The 22,481-nt window shown below is 64.5% G+C and carries 15 protein-coding genes and 1 riboswitch; of the genes, 5 read left to right on the top strand and 10 right to left on the bottom strand.

What is annotated here, in order from left to right; genetic code table 11:
* The first annotated feature begins 5 nt into the window (after nt 1–5).
* Genes BHD07_RS17700 through BHD07_RS17690 form a run of 3 tightly spaced genes read left to right on the top strand, consistent with a single transcriptional unit; the run spans nt 6 to nt 2,814 of the window.
* A complete protein-coding gene (locus tag BHD07_RS17700) occupies nt 6–1,136 on the top strand; it encodes an iron-containing alcohol dehydrogenase (RefSeq protein ID WP_275599503.1) in 1,131 nt (376 codons plus the stop codon).
* Nucleotides 1,133–1,828 carry an SDR family NAD(P)-dependent oxidoreductase gene (locus BHD07_RS17695; protein WP_275599502.1) on the top strand — a complete coding sequence of 232 codons (696 nt, stop codon included), beginning with the start codon at nt 1,133–1,135 and terminating at the stop codon, nt 1,826–1,828. The genes BHD07_RS17700 and BHD07_RS17695 overlap by 4 nt, the downstream gene beginning before the upstream one ends.
* 11 nt (nt 1,829–1,839) lie before the next feature.
* A complete protein-coding gene (locus tag BHD07_RS17690; protein WP_275599501.1) occupies nt 1,840–2,814 on the top strand; it encodes a zinc-binding dehydrogenase in 975 nt (324 codons plus the stop codon).
* Between the two features lie 122 nt (nt 2,815–2,936).
* Here the strand turns inward: BHD07_RS17690 and BHD07_RS17685 are convergent, their stop codons facing one another.
* Genes BHD07_RS17685 through thiC form a run of 5 tightly spaced genes read right to left on the bottom strand, consistent with a single transcriptional unit; the run spans nt 2,937 to nt 7,323 of the window.
* Complete coding sequence (locus BHD07_RS17685) at nt 2,937–3,542, bottom strand: thiamine phosphate synthase (protein WP_338282068.1); 606 nt, start codon at nt 3,540–3,542, stop codon at nt 2,937–2,939.
* The gene (locus tag BHD07_RS17680) at nt 3,539–4,312 is read right to left on the bottom strand and encodes a thiazole synthase (protein ID WP_338282065.1); all 774 of its coding nucleotides are present in this window, start codon (nt 4,310–4,312) and stop codon (nt 3,539–3,541) included. Before BHD07_RS17680 ends, BHD07_RS17685 begins: the two co-directional genes overlap by 4 nt.
* A 2-nt stretch (nt 4,313–4,314) precedes the next feature.
* Nucleotides 4,315–4,512, bottom strand: a complete 198-nt coding sequence (gene thiS, locus BHD07_RS17675; protein ID WP_338282063.1) for a sulfur carrier protein ThiS — start codon at nt 4,510–4,512, stop codon at nt 4,315–4,317.
* A complete protein-coding gene (thiO, locus tag BHD07_RS17670; protein WP_338282061.1) occupies nt 4,509–5,486 on the bottom strand; it encodes a glycine oxidase ThiO in 978 nt (325 codons plus the stop codon). Before thiO ends, thiS begins: the two co-directional genes overlap by 4 nt.
* Nucleotide 5,487: 1 nt before the next feature.
* The gene (thiC, locus tag BHD07_RS17665; protein ID WP_338282059.1) at nt 5,488–7,323 is read right to left on the bottom strand and encodes a phosphomethylpyrimidine synthase ThiC; all 1,836 of its coding nucleotides are present in this window, start codon (nt 7,321–7,323) and stop codon (nt 5,488–5,490) included.
* Between the two features lie 98 nt (nt 7,324–7,421).
* Nucleotides 7,422–7,533: riboswitch (TPP riboswitch) on the bottom strand.
* Nucleotides 7,534–7,693: 160 nt separating this feature from the next.
* On the opposite strand from thiC, the gene BHD07_RS17660 reads away from it, so the two are divergent.
* Nucleotides 7,694–9,736 (top strand): hypothetical protein, encoded by a 2,043-nt coding sequence (locus BHD07_RS17660; protein ID WP_338282315.1) that lies wholly within the window; start codon nt 7,694–7,696, stop codon nt 9,734–9,736.
* 100 nt (nt 9,737–9,836) lie between these two features.
* On the opposite strand, the gene dctD is transcribed toward BHD07_RS17660, so the two are convergent.
* Together dctD and BHD07_RS17650 are read right to left on the bottom strand one after the other, a co-directional pair.
* On the bottom strand, nt 9,837–11,207 hold the full coding sequence (gene dctD, locus BHD07_RS17655; protein WP_338282057.1) for a C4-dicarboxylate transport transcriptional regulatory protein DctD: 1,371 nt from the start codon (nt 11,205–11,207) through the stop codon (nt 9,837–9,839).
* 3 nt (nt 11,208–11,210) lie between these two features.
* The gene (locus tag BHD07_RS17650) at nt 11,211–13,076 is read right to left on the bottom strand and encodes a sensor histidine kinase (protein WP_338282055.1); all 1,866 of its coding nucleotides are present in this window, start codon (nt 13,074–13,076) and stop codon (nt 11,211–11,213) included.
* A gap of 230 nt (nt 13,077–13,306) precedes the next feature.
* Here BHD07_RS17650 and BHD07_RS17645 point away from each other — a divergent pair, with 230 nt between their 5' ends.
* Entirely contained in the window at nt 13,307–14,632 is a 1,326-nt protein-coding gene (locus tag BHD07_RS17645) for a dicarboxylate/amino acid:cation symporter (protein WP_033047415.1), read from the top strand.
* A gap of 91 nt (nt 14,633–14,723) precedes the next feature.
* Here the strand turns inward: BHD07_RS17645 and BHD07_RS17640 are convergent, their stop codons facing one another.
* The 3 genes from BHD07_RS17640 to BHD07_RS17630 all read right to left on the bottom strand — a co-directional run bounded on the left by BHD07_RS17640 (nt 14,724) and on the right by BHD07_RS17630 (nt 22,339).
* The gene (locus tag BHD07_RS17640; protein ID WP_127708172.1) at nt 14,724–15,653 is read right to left on the bottom strand and encodes a response regulator transcription factor; all 930 of its coding nucleotides are present in this window, start codon (nt 15,651–15,653) and stop codon (nt 14,724–14,726) included.
* Complete coding sequence (locus BHD07_RS17635) at nt 15,640–19,020, bottom strand: hybrid sensor histidine kinase/response regulator (protein ID WP_338282050.1); 3,381 nt, start codon at nt 19,018–19,020, stop codon at nt 15,640–15,642. The genes BHD07_RS17640 and BHD07_RS17635 overlap by 14 nt, the downstream gene beginning before the upstream one ends.
* A gap of 115 nt (nt 19,021–19,135) precedes the next feature.
* Nucleotides 19,136–22,339: an ATP-binding protein gene (locus BHD07_RS17630; protein WP_338282048.1), complete on the bottom strand. Its 3,204-nt coding sequence runs from the start codon at nt 22,337–22,339 to the stop codon at nt 19,136–19,138.
* Nucleotides 22,340–22,481: the final 142 nt, after the last annotated feature.

Raw genomic sequence — 22,481 nt, 5'->3', positions numbered from 1 at the left:
ACCCAATGCCGCTAAAGCACAAATCCATTATGGAGCTGTTCGATACGAGCGTCACGGTCTTCGGCGCGCCCGGCCGCTATGTACAGGGCCCCGGCGCCCTGCGCCTGGTGGGGGATTGTGCAGCTACCCTCGGCTCGGCGGCGGTGCTGGTCATCGACGGGGTGATTCGAGATATGCTGGCCGAAAGGATCCGGGAGAGCTGCGCTGCTGCCGGGGTAGGCCTCACCGTCCTCTCCTTTTCCGGCGAACTCGGCAGATGCACCGGTTCGCAGCTTCAGGCGCAGCTTGGCGGACCGGTTTCGATGGTGATCGCGGCCGGCGGCGGCCGCGCGATCGATGCCGGCAAAGCCCTCTCGGAGCGGGTCGGTGGCGGTCTTATCAGCCTGCCGACGGTCGCCTCTAACGATGCGCCGACCTCCAAAAACTTCGTGCTCTACGACGAAGAGCACCGTCTGCTCGAAGTGCGTCATCTCACGCGCAACCCGGACTTCGTGATCGTCGATACCGCGATCCTGTCGAAGGCGCCGAGGGCGCTGTTCCGCGCCGGGCTCGGCGATGCGCTGGCCAAGAAGTTCGAAGCGGACGCCTGTCTGAAGAACGGCGGCGGGACGATGTTTCTGGCAAGTTCGACGCGCCTTGCCCATCGTATCGCGGGCTTCTGCTACGAGACGCTTGTGCGCCATGCGGCCGCCGCCTGGTCGGTCGCTGGGACCGGTGCCGTTACCGAGGATTTCGACGCTGCCGTCGAGGCGATGATTCTCATGGCCGGCCTCGGCTTCGAAAGCGGCGGGCTTTCGCTGCCCCATGCTCTTACCCGGGGAATCCCGCTTCTGCCTCGCGGCGCCACCGTGCCGCATGGGATGCAGGTCGCCTGGGCGCTGATCGTCCATTTCGAAACACTGGGTCTTGAGCCGCCGCCGGAACTGATGGCCCTCTATCGGGCGGTCGGCCTGCCGCTCTGCCTGGAGGATCTCGGCGTGCCGCCGCCGTCCTCTGCGGATCTCGCGGCCCTGGCGGACGCAACGCTCGCCGTTCGCCACGCGAAGAACATGCCATTCGAGCTGGATGCACGAACGCTTTTGAATGCCGTCCTGCGCGTCGAGACGAGAGCGGCTACGAGGAGTCCTGTACTATGAACGCACCACTTGCCCTGATCACCGGAGGCGGCACCGGCATCGGCCGCGCCACCGCCGAACGTCTCCTGTTGGAAGGCTGGCGCGTGATCGCCACCGGCCTCGACCGCGATGACGACCTGCCGGCGGATATTCGTTTCCACCGGGCTGATGTGACCGATCCGGACGCGATCCTGCCTCTCCTTGCTGGCGAGAATGCCCTGCAGGGTCTCGTGCATTGCGCGGGCATCCTGCGCCACGAGCGGGAATGGAACATTGCGGATTTCGAAGCGGTGATGAAGGTCAATGTAAGTGCCGGCTTCGCGCTGGCGACGGCACTCTTGCCCCGGTTGGAGGCTGCGGGCGGTGCGGTGGTCATGCTTGCCTCCATGTGGGCCATCTTCGGCTCGGCAGGCGCCCCGGCCTATACCGCAAGCAAGGGTGCCGTGGCGGCGGTGACCCGTTCCATGGCAGTCGCCTGGGCGCCGGCGGGCGTGAGGGTCAATTCCGTGGCGCCGGGCTGGGTTGAAACGCGAATGTCGACGCGAGCGCGCACGGATCGCGACCGTGCCGATCGCATCAACAGCCGCATTCCGATGGGGCGCTGGGCGCAGCCTTCGGAAGTCGCGGCGGTCGTGCGCTTTCTGCTTTCATCGGACGCCGCTTACGTCACTGGAACGATGCTGCCGGTCGACGGCGGCTATTCCGTTTGCTGAAGGAGATCACCATGAAGGCTTGGGTTCATCACGAAACCGGCACCCCGGACGTTCTGCGGCTCGAACAACGGCCGAGGCCGAGACCGGGCAAGGGTGAGGTCCTGGTGCGAAATCGTGCGATCGGTTTGAACCCCGTGGACTGGAAGTTCATCGATTGGGGACATCCGTCCTGGGAGTGGCCACATATTCCCGGTGTCGACGGTGCGGGCGAGGTGGAAGAGCTCGGCGAGAGTGTCACGCATGTCGCACCCGGAGCACGGGTCGCCTATCATAACGATCTCGTGCGGCCGGGTTCGTTCGCGGAATATACGGTCGTGCCTGCAAGGGCACTGATCCCGCTGCCGCCGACGCTTCCCTTCGCCGCCGCGGCAACGATCCCTTGCCCGGCGCTGACCGCCTTTCAAGCCGTATCCAAGGTGCCGCTCAAACCCGGCGCGCACATTTTGGTGACGGGCGCGTCCGGCGCCGTCGGCGGCATTCTGCTGCAGCTCGCGCACAGGCGCGGTTGGGTCGTGCACGCCGTTTGTTCCGCCTCTCAGGCAGCAAGGGTCAAGCGCCTGGGTGCGGCGACCGTCACCGACTATCATCGGGCGGAATGGCGCGAAGAGGTTCGGGAAAGGACGGGAGCACAGCCGTTGCAGGCCGTCTTCGACATGGTCAGCGGCGAGCATGCCGCGACGCTCGCGCCTTTGCTGGCGGCCAACGGCCACCTCGTCTGCATTCAGGACCGACAGGAAAGGGCGCCGCTTCCCGCCTTCACGACGACCATTTCCTTGCATGAGGTGGGCCTGAACGCCATGCACGGCTATGCGGACGACTGGCAATGGGGCAGCCTGGTGACTGCCGGAGCCGCCATTGCCGCCGATATCGCGCAGGGCGTCGTCGATCCGCAGATTGTGGAAATCTCTGCATTCGAGCAGCTGCCCGAAGCGCTTGCACGCCTCAAATCGGGACCGAACCCCGGCAATCGTGTGGTCGAGCTTTGATCGGATGCCGCGTTTGCAACCCACAACGGATCTTGAGAAAAAGTCTCGAGAGTTGTGCCGGGGATGGATCGAGCGGGTTCAGGGACAGCAGCGCTTCGCCGACGTCTTGTCTATGGGCGACTTCATCTCCACGCCTCCGTCTTCCGTATCCACTCCCTTGTCCTTCCCTCCGGATCGGCATTCAGCGTGATGTCCGTCACCACGGCGGCGCTGTCGGCGCCGTGCGCGAAGACGCCCTCGATCCGCTCCGTATTGAGGCCGCCGATGGCGACGAGCGGGAGCGGGTGAACGCGCTCGCGCCACCATGAAAGCCGCTCCAGCCCCTGGGGCGCCCACTTCATCTTCTTGAGGATCGTCGGATAGATGGGTCCGAGCGCGACGTAGTCCGGTTCGGCTGCGAGCGCGTTTGCCAGTTCCGCCTCGTCATGGGTGCTGACGCCGAGCTTGAGCCCTGCGGCACGGATGGCGGCAAGATCGGCCTCCGCCAGATCCTCCTGTCCCAGATGGATGAAATCGCAGCCTTCCGCTATCGCCAGCTGCCAGTAGTCGTTGACGATCAGCTGGCATTCATGGGCGGCGCAGACTGCCCTGGCGACCCGTAACTGACGGCGGATGTCTTCCTCGTCCCGGTCCTTGATGCGGAGCTGGACGAGCCTGACGCCGAGCGGCACCAGCCGTTGGATCCATTGGGCGCTGTCGACGATGAGATAAAAGGGATCGAGCTTCACGAGAAGACCGCCTTTCCGATGACGGGGGTGGACGGGACGGCCATGTCGCGCGGCTCGAGCATGCCGGCGCCGTGAGCCGCGTGCCCGGCATCGATCGCCTTGGCGAAGGCTTCGGCCATGGCGGCGGGGTCGGCAGCGCCGGCAACGGCGGTGTTGAGCAGGACCGCGTCGTAGCCGAGCTCCATCACGGTTGTCGCATGGGACGGGCGGCCGATGCCGGCGTCGACGATCAGCGGCACGTCGGAAAATTCCGCACGCATGGCGCGCAAGCCCTGCACGTTCTGCGGTCCCATGGCGCTGCCGATCGGCGCGCACCAGGGCATCAGCACCCGGCAGCCCGCCTCCAGCAGCCTTTCGGCGACGACGAGGTCGTCCGTCGTATAGGGGAAGACCTGGAAACCTTCCCCGGTGAGGATGCGGGCCCCCTCGACGAGGCCGAAGACGTCCGGCTGCAATGTGTCCTGGTGACCGATCACTTCGAGCTTGATCCAGCTCGTCCCGAAAACCTCGCGTGCCATCTTCGCGGTCAGCACCGCCTCCGAGACCGAATGGCAGCCGGCCGTGTTCGGCAGCACGCGCACGCCGAGTTCGCGGATCAGCTCGAAGAAGGCGCCGCCCTGGCGCCCGCCGGCCGTCTCGCGGCGGAGCGAGACCGTGACGATATCGGTGCCCGATCGCCGCACCGCCTCGGCGAGCACGGCCGGCGAGGGATAGCGGGCGGTTCCGAGCAGCAGTCTCGACCGGATTTCTGTTCCATAGAATAGCGGCATCGTCAGCCTCCCTGCATCGGCGACAGAATCTCGATCCGGTCGCTGTCCTGCAGCCGGTAGCTGGATCGGTCTGTCTTCTGGACCAGTTCGCCGTTGACGGCGGTCGCCAGCCAGTCGCCCTCGAATTCGAGGCGCTGCAAGACCTCGGCGAGTGTAGCGGCCTGAAGCTCGTGTTCCTCGCCATTGACGGTCAGCTTCATCGGGAATCTCCTTTGCGTGTCTCGTCGCCCAGGGCCAGCGCCGCCACTTCCCGGGCCGTGGCCGGGGAGAGCAGGAAGCCATGACGATAGAGACCATTGACGGTGATGGTATTTTCGCGGCGCGAGGCCCGCGGCAGGTTGTCGGCAAAGGCGGGGCGTACGCCCGTGCCGGTCTCGATCAGGCGCGCTTCGGCGAAAGCCGGATGGAGCGCATAGGCGGCGTTCAGCAGTTCCATCAGCGAGCGGGTGGTGATCGGGCCGGCGTCGTCGCTTTCGATCATCGTCGCGCCGCACATGAAGAGCCCTCCGCCGCGCGGCACGATATAGAGCGGGATGCGGGGATGCAGCACGCGCACGGGGCGCGAGAGCGCCACCTCGTCCGTCTGCAGATAGGCCATCTCGCCGCGCACCCCGCGTAGCCCGTCGATCTCGCCGATGCTCGACGCGCCGGTGCAATCGACGGTGAGCGCGAAATCGCGATCGTCCATGTCCTCGCCGGCGAATACCGCGCCGCGTGCCGTCAGCCCATGCCGGAGCGCCGAGAGTGCCCGGCGCGGGTCGAGATGCGCCTCCTGCGGAAAGAACAGCGCCTGCCGGAAACGGCCGGCGAGAGCCGGCTCCAGCGCTGCGATCTCCTCTGCATCGAGCGAGCGGAAGCCGGAGGTGCGGGAGGCGAAACGCTTGAGTTCGGCTCCGTCACGGGGTTGCGCGACGACGAGCGTGCCGTTGCGATGCACGGAACCGGCAGGGAGCGCGGCTTCCCACCAGTCGGCGGCGCCGATCCCCAGCCTCAGGACGGTTTCCTCGGCGCTTTCGCGCTCGCACCAGGGAGCGAGCATGCCGCCCGCATACCAGGAAGCGGCCCCGGTAAAGCCGGCGGCGTTTTCCATGATCGTCACTGCGGCGCCGCGCCCGAGAAGTTCATGGGCGGCGGTGAGGCCGGCGACGCCGGCCCCTCTGATCAGCACGCGCATCTCATTCTCCAGCGGGCGCGGCATTGCTTTCATCGACCGGCATATAGAGGTCGCCGCCGTCGCGATATCTGGCGGCCATCGCCTCGAGGCCCTCCTTCTGCGCCTCGGCGCGGATATCGTGGGAAATCCGCATCGAACAGAATTTCGGTCCGCACATGGAGCAGAAATGCGCGACCTTGTGCGCCTCCTTGGGCAGGGTCTCGTCGTGGAAATTGCGCGCGGTCTCGGGGTCGAGCGAGAGGTTGAACTGATCCTCCCAGCGGAACTCGAAGCGGGCGCGCGACAGCGCGTCGTCGCGGGTTCGGGCGGCCGGGTGCCCTTTGGCGAGATCGGCGGCATGGGCGGCGATCTTGTAGGTGATCACGCCGGTCTTGACGTCGTTGCGGTCGGGCAGGCCCAGATGTTCCTTCGGCGTCACGTAGCAAAGCATGGCGGTGCCGAACCAGCCGATCATCGCCGCGCCGATGCCTGACGTGATGTGGTCGTAGCCGGGCGCGATATCGGTGGTGAGCGGCCCGAGCGTATAGAAGGGCGCTTCTCCGCAGACGGCGAGCTGCTTGTCCATGTTCTCCTTGATCTTGTGCATGGGCACATGGCCCGGCCCTTCGATCATCACCTGGCAATCCTTGGCCCAGGCGATCTTCGTCAGTTCGCCGAGCGTTTCGAGCTCCGCGAACTGGGCCCGGTCGTTTGCGTCGGCGATAGAGCCGGGACGCAGGCCGTCGCCGAGCGAGAAGGAAACGTCATAGGCGCGGCAGATGTCGCAGATCTCCTCGAAATGCTCGTAGAGGAAGCTCTCGCGGTGGTGATGCAGGCACCACTTCGCCATGATCGAGCCGCCGCGCGAAACGATGCCCGTGACGCGATCCACGGTGAGCGGGATATAATGAAGCCTGACCCCGGCATGGATGGTGAAATAGTCGACGCCCTGTTCCGCCTGCTCGATCAGCGTGTCGCGGAAGACCTCCCAGGAAAGATCCTCGGCGATGCCGTTTACCTTTTCCAGCGCCTGGTAGAGCGGCACGGTGCCGATCGGTACCGGCGAATTGCGGATGATCCATTCGCGGATGTTGTGAATGTTGCGGCCGGTGGAAAGGTCCATGACCGTGTCGGCGCCCCAGCGCGTCGCCCAGACCATCTTCTCGACCTCCTCGGCCATCGATGAGGTGACGGCGGAATTGCCGATATTCGCGTTGATCTTCACCAGGAAGTTGCGGCCGATGATCATCGGCTCGGCTTCCGGGTGGTTGATATTGGCCGGAATGATGGCGCGGCCGCTCGCCACTTCCTGGCGCACGAATTCCGGCGTTACGAAATCGGGGACAGAGGCACCGAAGCTTTCGCCGTCTCGGGCAAGCGCCTCCTTCGCGGCCTTCCGGCCGAGATTTTCGCGGATGGCGATGAACTCCATCTCCGGCGTGACGATGCCGGCGCGGGCATAGGCGAGCTGGGTTACCGCTTTTCCCGGCTTCGCCTTGAGCGGCTGGTGACGAATCGGGAATTCCGGCGTCAGCCTTTCGCCGGTCGCAAAGCCGTTGTCTTCGGCCTTCACCGCACGGCCGTCGTAGCTTTCGACATCGCCGCGCTTCAGAACCCAGTCGCTGCGAAGGCGCGGCAGGCCCGCGTCGATGCGGATATCGGCGTTTTCGACCGTGTAGGGGCCGGAGGAATCGTAAACAGTCACCGGCGGCTCGCCGGAGGTCGGATGCAGCGCGATCTCGCGCATCGGCACGCGGATCTTCGGGTGGATCTCGCCCGGCTTGTAAACCTTGCGGGATGCCGGGAGCGGTCCTTGCGTGACCGAGGGCGCAGCGGCGAGAGGCTTGATTAGATTCATCTTGAGGCTCCAATGTTTTCGCGTTGGAGACCCAGTTCTGAAGCCGGAAGGATGAAAAGACGTATCGCCGATGAATTGCCGGTAAACGGAATCCTGGCTGCTGCACGTCTGCACCGTCCCTACGCCAGTATGAACTGGATCAGGTTCAACGGGTCACTGCGCGCGCTAGCAGTATCTCAGCCCCTTGCCGGGACCCCCCTGGTGAATGGCGCAATTAGGGACGGTTATCGCCGCGGCGTCAAGATGGTTTTTGCACCGGCAAAATCCCGTGCGCAGGGCTCGCGCCATGCTTGCAAATGCAAAGTTCTAAATCTACTTACCGTCCGAGTCTGAAGCGCCATGATGCGCATAGCGAAAAGGGGTGAAGGTCTTGGGGCAGGCGGAGACGGGGACCAGGAAAAGGGGACGCAAGGCGCTTTGGGCGGCTGTTGCGGTCATCGCAATCGCAGCCGCAGGCGCGACCGGTTACAAGATTGCTGTCGAAAAGAGCGTGAGCAGGCTGATCGCCGAGCGGGGCGGCAGAGTGGGCACGGTCGAAGCGGACTTTTTCGGGCGCGTTCATCTGCGCGACGTGACGCTGCCGCTGAAGGAAGGGTCCGAACTCCGCGTCGCCGCAATCGACGGGCGGCCCAGGATCCTTTTCCTGGACGGCATGCTCGAAGTCAGCGGCGTGGAGCTCGATGTGCGCCCAGGCAAGATCGCCGTGCCGAAGGTGATCGTCGAGCAGGCGGAGTTCGGTCGCGACACGCTGGCGCAAATGTTCGGCGCGGGAAGCGATCTTTCGCTGCCGAAACAGCTGGCGCTTTTTACGGCGAAGAGCGTCACCGCCCCTGAGGTGATCATCACCCAGACGGTTGCCGGTAGCGAGCAGAAGCTGGTCTACAAGAACGTAGTCTCGGAAGGTATCGTCGATGGCCGCATTGCGCGCTATTCGGCGAGTGGTGCGAGCTTCGAAGCCGGCATAGGCGCCTCCGATGGAGAGGGCGGCGAGAAGAAGCGGCTGACGGGCTCCCTCGGAGCCATGACGGGGCAGGACGTCGATGCCGCCTATCTGGCCCGCATCTATACTGAAAAAGCCGGGCCGGGCGACGAGCAGGCAAGGCCTGTTTATGGGCCATTCTCGATCAAGGATATAGCCTTTTCGGATGGCGAGGCGAGCTTCGGCTATGACGAGGTTCGCAGCAGCGGCGTAAGCATGCGGATGCTGGACGAGCCGCTTCGCGAGACTCTGGAGAAGCTCAACTCGGTCTCGTCGCCCGAGGATCTGCCCGTGGCGGAGCGTCAAGACTATTTCGCCCGGATTCTGTCGGTCGCCGATTTGACGAGGAAGGCCGACATGGAAATGCTGGGTCTGAAGATCGACGCGCCGGACAAGGATGGTGAAGAGGGCGAGAGGATCAGGCTTGCGGTGGATCGCCTCGCGCTCGAGCTGGATGGCCGGAAGCTCGACGCGTCGGTGAATGGCTTCTCGATGGCGGAGGGCGCGGACTACGTCAAAGTCTCCGAAGCAAGCATTTCGGGCTTTTCCTGGGATCCCAGCGTGGAAGCGCTGAAGAAGTTCGTCGCCCTGCAGGATGGGCAGCATGAGAACTTCCCTTTCACGACGCTGCTGCCGGAGTTCGGAACGTTCCGAGTGGCGGGAATCGATGCGGATCTGCCTGACTCGGGCACCGGCGTGGAAGACTGGGACGAAGACAACGACACTCCGGATGCTGGAGAGGGCGCTCGGCCGCAGCGCATCCGCTTCACGATGAAGGGATACGAGCTTGCGCTCGCGAAACCGCGAAACGGCATTCCGACTGACGTCCGCGCCGGATACCAGGACTTCGCCCTTCAAATCCCGGAGCATACGCAGGACGAGACTCTCGCCAAGCTTCGCAAGCTGGGCTTCAACGAGTTGGTCCTCTCCTCCAACCTCGAAGCCGCCTGGGACGAAGCGAACGAGACTCTGGTCATCAAGGATATTTCCACGAGCGGAAAGGATATCGGCCGCTTTTCCCTCTCCGGCCTTCTGGGAGGCGTGAGCGGCGACTTCTTTTCGGGCGACGCGGCTAAGGCGCAGGCGGCGTTGTTCGGCCTCACCGCGCGGGAAGCAAGCCTGAAGATCGAGGACAAGGGCTTCACCGCCAAAGGGATACAGGTCTATGCCGAACAAAACGGCATGACGGAGGATCAGGCACGCGGCATGCTGGAAATGACGGCGTCGGTGATGCTGCAGCAATTTGCCGCGCAGGAGCCTCGGCTGCGGAATGTGGTGGATGCAGTTTCGCGGTTCATCGCGAAACCGGGGACATTCACGCTGACGGCCAAGTCCAAATCCGCCAGCGGCATCGGTGCGCTCGAATTCGCGGTTGCTTCGCAAAATCCGCTTCTGCTTCTCGACAGGGTCGACTTCGAGGCGACGGCGGAATAGCGGCCTTCTCGCCGCAAGCGGGGCGAAGAGGGCTCGCAGCGCCGCCTCAACTCCCCTCCGGTCGAACGGGGAGGGGTCGGAGTGGGGGCAAACTATCCCCCTACGCGTCGCCACTCTTCGCGCCTGCCCGGTCGATAAAGTCCGCCCGATTGATCCCATGGCGCTGCAGCTTGTCGTAAAAAGTCTTGCGGGGGATGCCGAGGGCTTGCAGGGTCTCCTTGACGTCGCCGCGGTGCTCCGTGAGGGCCTGCTTGAGGATATCGGCCTCGTAGCGTTCCAATCTTTCCGGCAGGGTTGCTCCGCTTGAGGCGGGCGTTGCGGCCGGGGCTCCCAGGTTTCCCTCCACCCCCAGCGCGACCCGTTCGGCGAAGTGCGAAAGCTCGCGCACATTGCCCGGCCAGGAATGCGTGGCCAGGTAGGCGCGCATGGCAGCCGAGATCGCGGGCACGTCGCGGCCGAAGCGTTCCGAGGCGCGGGCCAGGAAATGGGAGAAGAGGAGGGGGATGTCGTCGCGCCGTTCGCGCAAGGGCGGGATCGAGAGCGTCACGACATTCAGCCGGTAATAGAGATCTTCGCGGAAATCACCGCGCGCGGCCGGATCGCCGAGGTCGACCTTGGCTGCGGCGACGACGCGGATGTCGACGGGACGGGTCAGGTTGGTGCCGAGCGGGGTGATCTCGCGTGCTTCCAGCACGCGCAGCATCTTCACCTGGGTTGCCGGCGGCATCGCCTCGATCTCGTCGAGGAAGAGGGTGCCGCCGTTCGCGTGCTCGATCCTGCCGACCCGCTTCTTGACGGCGCCGGTAAAGGCGCCGGGCTCGTGGCCGAAGAGCTCGCTTTCGATGACCGTTTCCGGCAGAGCGCCGCAATTCAGTGCGACGAAGTTGCCGGTTCTGCGCCGGCTCCATTGGTGCAGCAGCGTGGCGACGACCTCCTTGCCGCTGCCCGTCTCGCCGGCGACCAGCACATCGACATCGGTGTCGGCGATGTGTTTCAAGGTCTGGCGAAGCCTCTCCATGGCCGGCGTCTGGCCGATCAGCGGCAGGCCTTCGGAGGCGGCTTCGGCCGCGCGGCGCAGCGCCCGGTTCTCCATGACGAGCCGCCGTTTCTCCTCTGCGCGCCGGGCGCTCTGGACAAGACGGTCGGCGGCAAACGGCTTGGCGATGAAGTCATAGACGCCGTCCTGGATCGCCTGCACCGCCATCGGTATGTCGCCGTGTCCCGTGACAAGGATCATCGGCAGGTCCGGATCGAGCGACAGAACCTTGCGGAAAAGGGCGAGCCCGTCCATGCCCGGCATGCGGATATCGCTGATGACGACTCCCGCGAAGTCGGCGGAAAGTTCGGAGAGCGCCTCCGTCGCGCTGGCAAAGGACGAGACGGTGAAGCCCGCAAGCTCGAGCGTCTGCTGCATCGCCTTGCGCAGATCGCGGTCGTCATCGATCAGGAACACGGATGGGGCGGCGCTCATCGCTCAGGCCTTCTTGAGATTGACGGTAAATGTCGTTCCGGAGGGACTGCTCTCGACCTCGATCGTGCCGCCATAGTCGGAGACGATCTCCTTGGAGATCGCGAGACCGAGGCCCAGCCCGTCTTCCTTCGAAGTGTTGAACGGCGTGAACAGCTCTTCGCGGACATCGGCCGCAATCCCCGGGCCATTGTCGGCGACGGTCAGCGCGATACCGCCGGCCACGTCCTCGCAGCGCACCCGGATCGCGCCGTTCTCGCTGTCGCCGATCGCTTCCAGCGCATTCTGCAGAAGGTTGATCAAGACCTGCTCCAGCCGGATGCGGTTGCCGAGTGCCTGGAGGTCATCGGGCGGCAGATCGATGCGTATTGCGTCCATCCGTCCGGCAAAACGGCTTCGGAGCAGCATGAGCGCACCCTCGACGACCTCCTTCATCGCGGTCGGCCCAGCCGCGAAATGGCCCTTGCGGGCGAAGCGGCGCAGTTCGTCGGTGATGGCGCCGACCCGGTCGGTAAGTTCGGCGATGCTTTCCATGTTCTCGGCGGCGGTGGAGCTCTGGCCGCGGTCGAGAAAGGTGCGGGCATTATCCGCATAGGCGCGGATGGTGGCGACCGGCTGGTTGATCTCATGGGCAACCCCGGCCGCGACCTGGCCGAGGATCGCCAGTCGGTTCGCCTGGACGAGGTCCTGCTGCACGGCCTGGAGCTTCTCGGTGGTCTGCCGGTGGTCGGCGATCTCGGTTTCGAGACGGTCGCGCGCCATGCGCAGGTCGCGCGTCCGCTCCTCGACGCTCGCCTCAAGCGCATTGCGGGCCAGCCGCTCCTCGGCGCTGCGCATGGCGACGACCTGGCGACGGCGCAGGAGCAATGCGGCAAGCGCGATAAGCGGAACGAGCGCGGCAAGGGTGAGGAGCTGCGCTTCCCGCGCACCCGCGGCAAGCGGCGCCTTAAGCGGCGACAACTGCTCGAGCCGCCAGTTCGTCGACGGCACCATGGTTTCCACGCGCAGGAAGGCTGCGTTGGAGTCGCCCGGCAGCAGGGCGTCCAGCGTGGAGGAGCCATCGGGCCGCGCCTCGATCTTCCGGAAAGGCAGCGGCAGCAGCGGTGCATCGCCGAACTGCAGGCTTTCGCGTATGGGTGCGAGCCGGTCCTCGGGGATCGGCTTCGTCGTCATGAAGCGCCAGGAGGGCAGGCTGGTGATGAGGACGATGCCGCGCCGGTCGGTGACATAGGCCGGCTTGCCGGAGACCTGCCAATCCGCCTCGACCCCGTCGAATTCGAGCTTGGCGACGATCACCCCCAGCGGACCGCCGGGCCCGTCTACGCGCCGGGAAAGATAAAGCCCGGGCCGCTTGCTGACCGTGCCCATGGCGAAGTGTTCGGCCATGCCGTCGCGCACGGCGAGCCGAAAATAGTCGCGGAAGGCATAGTCGTTGCCGACGAAACTCGTCGGCTCCTGCCAATTGCTGGCCGCGACGGCCACGCCGCTCCGGTCGATCAGATAGATGACCGCGGCTTCGGCGCTTGTCGCCAGGGCCTCGAGCTTGCGGTTGATACCGTCGAGCGACTGCCTGTCCGGCGAAAGCAATGCGCCACGAATGGCTGCGTCATCGGCGAGGACAAGCGGCAGGGCGCGCTGCCGTTCCACGACTGCCCGAAGAAGCGAGGCTTTCAGGCTGGCGTCGATTCGGCTCTGGCCGGCAAGGCCGGCGAGCGCCTGCGACCGGCCGTAGTCTCGCGCAAGAAGAAGGCCGGCCGCCAGAAGGACCAGCGCGACTGCCGCGAAAACCAGCCAGGACCGTCGGGCCCGGCTGCGAAGCGCATGCGGATCGCTCGCATCTGCAGGAAGTCTGACCATGCGAGCATTGTGCATGATTTCGCCCAGCGCGCCAGCGTGTCTGTGCGGAAATCCGCACATATCCACGAACAGAAAGCGTGCGCCGCTCCCAAAAATCTCATGAATTCAATCGCATCGGCCTCCGCGGCAAACTGGCACGCATGTTGCTCACCAGCTCCACAAGGCAGCCATTGCTGTCGATCTTCGGAAAGCGGCCCGGGAGGCCCGGCATCTTGCCGGACTGGGCCTGCCACGTGGAGGACATCATGATTATCGAACATTCCGCGGAGGTCCGCGGCAAGACACCCCTTTACCGCCATCTCTATGTCCAGGTGCTGGCCGCGATCGCCGCGGGCATCCTGCTCGGGCATTTCTATCCGGACATCGGCACGGAGCTCAAACCGCTCGGCGACGCCTTCATCAGGCTCGTGAAGATGATCATCGCGCCGGTGATCTTCCTGACGGTCGCGACAGGCATTGCCGGCATGACCGATCTCGCCAAGGTCGGCCGCGTGGCCGGCAAGGCGATGATCTACTTTCTCGCCTTCTCCACCCTTGCCCTTCTCGTCGGCCTCGTCGTCGCAAACGTGGTCCAGCCGGGCGCGGGAATGCATATCGATCCGGCCTCGCTGGACGCCAAGGCGGTCGCGACCTATGCCGAGAAGGCGCACGAGCAGTCGATCACCGGCTTCCTGATGAACATCATCCCGACGACGCTTGTCGGCGCCTTCGCCGAGGGCGACATCCTGCAGGTCCTGTTCATCTCGGTGCTCTTCGGTATTTCGCTGGCGATCGTCGGCAAGAAAGCCGAGCCCGTAGTCGATTTCCTGCAGGCGCTGACGCTTCCGATCTTCCGGCTCGTTGCGATCCTCATGAAGGCCGCCCCGATCGGCGCCTTCGGCGCCATGGCCTTCACCATCGGCAAGTACGGCATCGCCTCGATCGCCAATCTCGCCATGCTGATCGGTACCTTCTATCTGACGTCGTTTCTCTTCGTCTTCATCGTGCTCGGCGCGGTCGCACGCTATAACGGCTTCTCGATCCTCTCGCTCATCCGCTACATCAAGGAGGAGCTGCTTCTGGTGCTCGGGACCTCTTCCTCGGAGGCGGCGCTTCCGGGCCTCATGAACAAGATGGAGAAGGCCGGCTGCAAGCGCTCGGTCGTCGGTCTCGTCATTCCGACCGGCTATTCCTTCAACCTGGACGGCACCAACATCTACATGACGCTTGCGGCCCTGTTCATCGCCCAGGCGACCGATACGCCGCTCTCATACGGCGACCAGATCCTGCTGCTCCTCGTCGCGATGCTGAGCTCGAAGGGTGCGGCCGGCATTACGGGCGCCGGCTTCATCACGCTTGCCGCAACGCTCTCGGTCGTTCCCTCCGTGCCGGTCGCCGGCATGGCGCTGATCCTCGGCATCGACCGCTTCATGTCGGAATGCCGCGCCCTGACCAATTTCGTCGGCAACGCGGTTGCGACGATCGTCGTGGCGAAGTGGGAAGGCGAGCTCGACCAGGCGCAGCTTTCCGCAGCTCTCGGCGGCGGGGCGTCTGCCGAAGCCATCCCGGCGCTCGTCCAGCCCGCCGAATAAGCTTGCCTCCCAAGGCGAGACCGCACGCCGGTGCGGTTGGCGCGGTCCGGTTCTCCGGGCCGCGCTTTTTTTGCGATGGCGTGTGGGCCGATCAAATCCCGTGCAGCACCTGCGTCGCCTTCACTGCCGCCGAGGCCCGGTTTTCGACGCCGAGCTTCACATAGATCTGCTCGAGATGCTTGGTGACGGTGCGCGCGCTCAAGCCCAGGATCTCGCCGATGTCGCGGTTGGATTTCCCTTTGGCGATCCACAGCAGCACCTCGGACTCCCGCTGGGTGAGCCGGAAGTGCTGGCGCAGCGTTTCGTCGTCGCTCAAGCCGTTCTCGGCCGTCAGCCGGAAGAGGTATTCATTGGCGCCGACCGCGCCGAGATAGGAGATCTGCAGGCCCGTCTGGCTGGCGCGCTGCAGGGTGAAGGTCCCTTGCCTTTCACCGGGGCTGGTTTCCCGCTCCCGCATCCACTCGGCAATGCGCCCGGCGACGAAGGCGAGACCGTCGTCGCTGCCGGTGGCCGCGTTGACGAGGCGGGTCGCCTGCGGCGTCGACCAGCGGACCGTTCCATCGCCTCGCACCGCCAGCAGATGCCGCCCCGCCGCGTCCAGGGCGACGCGGGCGCTCTGGGCGGAGCGCGCATTGGAGAGATGGACGCGGATGCGGGCGCGCAGCTCGTCGATATTGATAGGCTTGGTCAGGTAATCGACGCCGCCGGCTTCGAGCGCCCGCACCACATGCTCCGTCTCGGTAAGGCCGGTCATGAAGACCACGGGCACCTGGGCGACGGAAGCATTCGCCTTCAGCCGGGTGCAGGTGTCGAAACCATCCATGCCGGGCATGACCGCATCGAGCAGGATGATGTCCGGCGTGATGCGATCGGCGATGTTGAGCGCCGCGTTGCCGGAGGTCGCGATCAATACGGAAAAGCCGGACTGTTCCAGCGCTTCGGTCAAAAAGCCGAGCGCCTCCGGTGAATCGTCGACGAGGAGTACGATGTCTCGCACGTTCGCTGCCTCAGGCACGGGCATTCGCCTCCCCGGCGAGCAGGCGTTTGAGGAAGGCGTCATAGCCCGCGAGATCGAATGCCCCGACATAGGCGCGCGCCGCCTCGGCGAAGGCTCGGTTGTCCGGGTTCAGGGCAATCTCCGTCAATTTTGCTTCGATGCCCCTCACGTAGCCGATTTCGCCGAGCTCGATCAATTCCTTCAAATGATGATGGCCGGGGCTCGCCACCGCAGGGGTCATCCCGGTGCCGGACGTTTCCTGCGGGCCGTCGTCGTAGATCCATTCGAGTTTCAGGTGGATCGCGAGCTTGTCGGTGAGCTGGCGCAGGCCGAAGGGCTTGGCAAGCGCATCGTTGTGGCCGATGGCGTCGGCGGCCGAGCCGTCGCCGATATTGGCCGAAAGCATGATCGCCGGCGCGCTCTGGCCGCCTTCCCTCAGCCGCATCACCAGATCCCAGCCGCTCATGCCGGGCATGGAGATGTCGATCAGGAACAGGTCCGGTTTCGTATGTTCGACGAGCGCCAGACAGGCCGCCCCGCTCGCCGCCGCAAGAACGGTGAAACCGAGCGGCGCCAGCAGCTCGCCCATCAGCTCACGGTGGTCCGCATTGTCGTCGACGACGACGATCGTCCGACGTGGTCCTCGATAGGACTTGATCCTGCGGACCGGGTCCTTGAGCGCGGCGGGCCGGTCGACGGCAGAGAGCATCAGCCGGACCTTGAAGGCCGTGCCCTTGTCCTTCTTGCTGGTGACGGAGATTTCGCCGCCGAGCGTCTGAGTGAGCAGGCGCGTGATGGTCAGGCCGAGACCGAGGCCCGGCATGCGATATTCCGCCTCGCCGCGCTGAAAGGGCTCGAAGATCCTGGGCAGGTCCTTCTCGCCGATGCCGCGGCCGCTATCCTCGATGGTGAAACTTGCAACCTGGCTGCGATAGGCGACGTCGAAGCGGATATGCCCCCGTTCCGTGAACTTCAGGGCATTGGAGAGCAGGTTGACAAGGATTTGCCGCAGGCGCTTGTCGTCGGTCCGCACATATTGCGGCAGCGAGGCTGCGCGGTTGTGCTCGAAGGCGATGCCCTTGGCCTGCGCCTGCGGGCGGAACATGTCGACGATCTGATCCAAAAAGTCCTGAATGTTGATCTCGTTGGAATAGACCTGCAGCTTGCCGGCTTCGATCTTGGAAATGTCGAGGAGGCCGTCGATCAGTCCGGAGAGATGATCGGCGCTGCGCCTGATCGCCTTGATCGCGCCCTGCCGCGGCGGCGGTATGGTCTCGTCGCGCTCGAGGATCTGGGCGTAGCCGAGCACCGCATTGAGCGGCGTGCGCAGTTCGTGACTCAGGCCCACGACATAGCGGCTCTTGGCGCGATTGGCCGACTCCGCCCTTTCCTTCGCGTCCTGCAGCGCCGCGTCCGTCTTCTTGTGGGCGGCGATCTCCTTCAGAAGAGCCGTGTTCTGCCGGGAGGATTCCTCTTCCGCAACGACCCGGCTGTCATGGGCAAGCACGTAGAACCAGGACACGACGCCGGCAAGAATGGCGAAGACGAAAAAGACGATGGCGATGGTCCGCTGGACGACGTCGGCGGTCTCGGGAGAGGCGGCCGTGGTCTGGTGAGCGATCATCGCCAGGATGACCCCGATGCCGGTAATAGAGATCACCGCCGAAATCGCGTAACGGCCGAGCCTTGTCGCGAGCTTTGCGACGACCGTTTCGGGCAGCACTGCCTTGGCCACGGTCGCGACCTGCGCGTTCAGACGCGCCTTCGGCTTGCACATGTCGTGGCAGCGGCTGTCGAGCGAACAGCAGAGCGAGCAGATCGGCGCCGCATAGGCCGGGCACCAGGCCATGTCCTCCGGTTCGAACGGGTGCTCGCAGATCGAGCAAGTGATCTCGTTTTCGCGGAGCCAGCTCTTGCGCGGCTTGCGGGCGAGATAGAATTTCCCCTCCGTCCACCAGGCGATCAGCGGCGAGACGACGAAAGCCGTGACGAGCGCGATATAGGGTGCGAGCGAGGCGGCGATTTCGCCCGCCGCGCCGAAATGCGCGACGAGGGCGAAGAGCGTCGACACGCCCATGGTGCCGAGACCGACGGGATTGATGTCGTAAAGATGGGCGCGTTTGAACTCGATTCCGGGCGGGGCGAGACCGAGCGGCTTGTTGACGAAGAGATCGGCCGAGATCGTCGAGAGCCAGGCCATGGCGACGATCGAAAAGATACCGAGCGTTTCCTCCAGCAGACGATAGATGCCGAGCTCCATCAGGAGGAGCGCGATCGCCACATTGAAGACCAGCCAGATGACGCGGCCCGGATGGCTGTGGGTGAGCCGCGAGAAGAAGTTCGACCAGGCGAGCGAGCCCGCATAGGCGTTCATCACGTTGATCTTGAGCTGCGAGACGACGACGAAGGCTGCCATCAGCAGGAGCGCGGCCGTGTCCGATGGGAAGATGTAGCCGAAGGCCGTGTAATACATCTGCGCCGGGTCGGCGGCCCTGGTCGAGGGAACGCCGGTACTGAGCGCCAGGACGACGAGAAAGGAGCCGGCCAGCAGCTTCGGCGCGCCGACGATCACCCAGCCGGAGCCGGCAAGAAAGACGGCGATTCGGTGGCGGAGCTTGCGCTCGCCGTCAGGCGGCAGGAAGCGCAGGAAGTCCACCTGCTCGCCGATCTGCGCCATCAGAGCGAAGATGACCGCCGAGGCAGCGCCGAATTCGACGAGATGGAACGGCGCGAGCGTGCCGGGGGGACCCGATGTGTGATGGATGCCCGCATAGGCGAGCCACAGGCCGACCTTCTCCCAGTCCGCAAACGCGATGAAGACGAAGGGAAGAATGTTCAGGACGATCCAGAAGGGCTGCGTGACGAGCTGGAACCGGCTGATCAGCTTCACGCCATGGGTAACCAGCGGGATCACCATGACGGCGCTGACGATGTAGCCGATCCAGAGCGGTATGCCGAGCGCAAGCTCCAGCGCCCCGGACATGATCGAGGCTTCGATCGCGAAGAGGATGAAGGTGAAGCTCGCATAGATCAGCGAGGTGATCGTCGAGCCGATATAGCCGAAGCTCGCGCCGCGCGTGAGAAGGTCGATGTCGACGCCGTGACGAATGGCATAGCGGCTGATCGGCAAGCCGACGAGAAGGATCATCAGGCTCGCGACGAGGATCGCGACGATGGCGTTGGTCGTGCCGTAGGACATGGTAATGGCACCGCCGATGGCTTCCAGCGCCAGGAAGGAGATGGCGCCGATCGCCGTCTGCGAAATGCGCGCCGAGGAGAAGCGCCGCGCGCTCTTGGCGGTGAAGCGCAGCGCATAGTCTTCGAGCGTCTGGTTGGCGACCCAGCGGTTATATTCTCGCCGAACGGGAATGATGCGCTGGCGTGCCGCCATGGTCCCTCGTCATCTCAACGCCGGCCGAATGTGCCAGCCGTCCATGTCGTAACACGGACGCGCGCCCCGGGAAATTGCTGCATTGCGGAAAACGTCGGCAGACCGATGAGCCAGTCTAGATGGGCCCACGCGCCTCGCTTCGTGTCGCCCCCTTCCTGTCCTCGAACCCAGCGAGGGTCTGCCTTGCCTTGGCCTCCCAGGTCCTGGCACCCTGCCTGCGCGCCAGTGCCATTGCACGCTTGAGCGGCCTGTACCCTCGCTCAACCTTGCTGTCGCCTCTCACGAGCAGTTCGGCCTGTAGTCGCAACAGCTCGGCCGTGAAATAGTTCTCGCCCGTTTTCCTTGCGAGTTCCAGGGCTTGACCGATAGCTTGTGACGCTTCCGTATCGAATCCAAGCTGCAGATAACCGCTGGCGAGCATTCCCAAATAGCAGGTCTTGTCGATTTCCTGCTCGCCCATGTTATCGCAAACATGGCGCATCTGCTGGAGGCCCGATACGTCCTTGCGGGTCATGGCGAGCAGCCATCCGGAGAAGAAGGAGCCCATGTTCAGCCAAAGCTGAAAACCGTTCCTTCTCGCCAGCGGCACGAGTTCGTCCGTCAAGCGCTCCATCGTTTCGGGGTCGTTGCGAAGGGCCATCAGGATGCAGCCGTTGCCGAGGCATGCGGCGAGGCGGTAGTCGGTCTGCTTTCTCGCATCGGCTTCCGCCTGCCGGAAGAGCGAAAGCGCGCCCTGCTCTTCCCCCAGAAGCTCAAGCGTCCAGGAGAGATAGATCATCGCCATGCTCGGAAAATCGCTGCCGATCCGATCTGCCTTCTCGCGATGCCGAAGGGCATCTTCGAGCAGGGCCTTCGCCTTGCGGAACTGGCCGCGAGAAAAGGCGCACATGCCCCGGAACTGCTTTCCAAGCACGAGCGCCTTGAGGTGGTCCCGTTTTTGCCCGATCTCCAGGAGCTGATCGCTCGCCCATTCGGCGTCCTTGAGGGAGGCGGAGTTGAAGGCCGTGCCGAAAAGCCCGTCCAGGGCCCTGATAGCCGCCTCCGGATCGCCCGTCGCTTCGCTGAGGCGCATCACGTTGCGGTACGCAGCGCTTCCCTCGCGCGTCATGTAACCGAACGTTGCGTAGAGGACATCACCGCGCTCCAGCTCGAGGCGGAGTTCCATACCATCGCGATCGCGGGAGGGGGCCAGCTTGCGGGCGCATTCGAGGCCTCTGGCGAACATATTGGCCGCCTCCTGCTTCGCCCACGTCGCTGCGAGTTTCAAACCGGCCGTGAGCCAGTGTTCAGCGGCACGCTCGTACAATCCGGCCTCGTCCAGATGCTGGGCCAGGACCTCCGGATGATCGGCTGCGGCCGACGGCTCCGTTCGCTCCATCGCATCCACGACCAGTGCATGGAGCTGTCTACGCCTGTCCCGCAGCAGAGCGCCGCTCGCCGCCTCCTGAAGAAGCGCGTGGGTGAAGCTGTATCTCGGCCAGTCCGAGAAGGGTTGCGGAGCGACCAGGCCGACTGCGGTGAGGCGCTCCAGTTCCGGCTTCAATGTTTCGATCGGCATGTCGGCAACGCTGGCGAGCATCCGGACGTCGAATTCGCGGCCGATGATCGCGGCGACCTGCGCTATGGTCTTGCCCGGGCCAAGCTTGTCGAGCCGTGACAGGAGCGAGGACTGGAGCGAGTTCGGCACCGAAAGACCGGCGTCGTGAGCGCCCGATCGATGAGGGCCCGATGAGGCGGCGAGCTCAGAGGTTGACCGTGCCAGCTCCTCGAGAAAGAGCGGCACCCCTTCGGCCTTTCGCAGAACGGCATGCGTAAGGTCCGTCCCCAGCAGCACCCCGGTTGCAGCCTTCCGGACGAGTTCGTTCGCTTCGTCGCGCGACAGGCGCGCGAGCCTGATCTCTTCGATGGAACTCTTTCGGCGTTCAGATTTCAGCGCGCCGTCGCGGGAGGTCACAACGACGAGCAGGGGGAGATCCGATACTTCTTCGATCAGTCGGTGGAGCAGATTTGCCGATGACGGATCGATCCATTGTTCGTCCTCGACGGCAAGCAGCATCGGGCCTGCTCCGGCCTGGCGCAGCAACCAGTCGATATATGTTCGCCGGACCGTCAACTGCTGCTGGGACGGCGGAAGCGCGGATGGCGGGTAGTCAGACTGCTCGACGTTCAGCAATCGGGCGAAGATCGGAAAGGAGTCCGCGATCGGCACCTTGCTCGCCGAGAGGGCGGCCTCCAGTTTGCTGGCGGCAATGGCCGGCGGATCGGCGCCGGATATCCCCTCTTCCTGGCGAAACAGTTGAAGGAAAGGGAAGAGCGCGCTGTTGGCGTAGGCCGACGAGCACTGGGCGGTAAGCGTCTTCACGCCGGAAAGCTCTTCTTTCACCTCGAAGAGCAGCCGCGACTTGCCTATGCCCGGCTCGCCGCTGATGAGGACCGCTCTTCCGCGCCGTTCCCGAGAGACCCTCCGCCAGATTTCCGCGATCTGTGCGATCTCGCTTTGGCGGCCAACAAGCGCGGTCAGATGACCTTTGCGGGCGAACCTGCTGCCGACGGAAATCGGCTGATCGGCGCGCCACAGGCGAACGGGGGTGCTGAAGCCTTTCAGGATCGTTTCGCCAAGATCGCTGAACAGGAAGGAGCCGTGCGCCATCTGGCAGGTGGTCTGATCGGTCAGGATCGTCTGCGGCGCTGCCATCGCTTCAAGCCGCTGGGCGAGATTTGGGACAGGGCCAAAGGCGACGGTGGAAACGCCGGCCGGCGCCCCCTCGATGTCACCCACCACGACAAGGCCGCTTGCGATGCCGATCCTCACATTGAGAGGCGAATGGTCTGGCGTCTCGACCTGAGGCGCCACGCGCAGAATGTCGAAGGCCAGCTCGAGTGCCCTTTCCGCGTCATCCTCCTCGGCGATCGGATAGCCAAACAGGACCTGCAACGCGTCGCCGACATAGTTCGCGACAAAGCCGCCATGTGATTTCGCGAGCCCGTTGCAGGTGTTGAGGTAGGTGCGCGTGAGGACGCTGAAGTCCTCGGGGTCGAGCCTCGCCGCATAATCCGTGGAGCCGACCATGTCGCAGAAAAGGATGGTCAGTTGCCGGCGTTCGGGAAGCCTCTTATCGGCAAGGTCGGGCGAAGGAGTCTTCTCCATGGCCGCGATTGCGGCGATGAGCTTGCGACGCTGGCCGATCGGGATGCGCATTTCCCGGAGGTCGGCTTCCGTAAGCAGGTGCAGGCTCTCGAAATCGACACGGGCGCGCGCGAATGTTTGCTCGAGATCGCCGAGCCCGATGTTCTGCAGCCATTTTCCGACATCGCTCATCGTACCCCCGTCACGTGACGCGAAGGTTCGGCACCTCAACTTGCGCTTTTATTGCAATAAAGCTACATTAGTAACGGGAAATACCCTGTTTTGAAAGCCGAAGTTTCCAAGTCGCCGATGCAGCCACATTAGCGGAGGATTT

Origin of the sequence: Sinorhizobium sp. KGO-5, from assembly GCF_036245905.1 — a bacterium.
In the GTDB taxonomy this organism is placed as follows: domain Bacteria; phylum Pseudomonadota; class Alphaproteobacteria; order Rhizobiales; family Rhizobiaceae; genus Sinorhizobium; species Sinorhizobium meliloti_A.
This window is presented reverse-complemented; position numbering and strand designations above follow the sequence as displayed.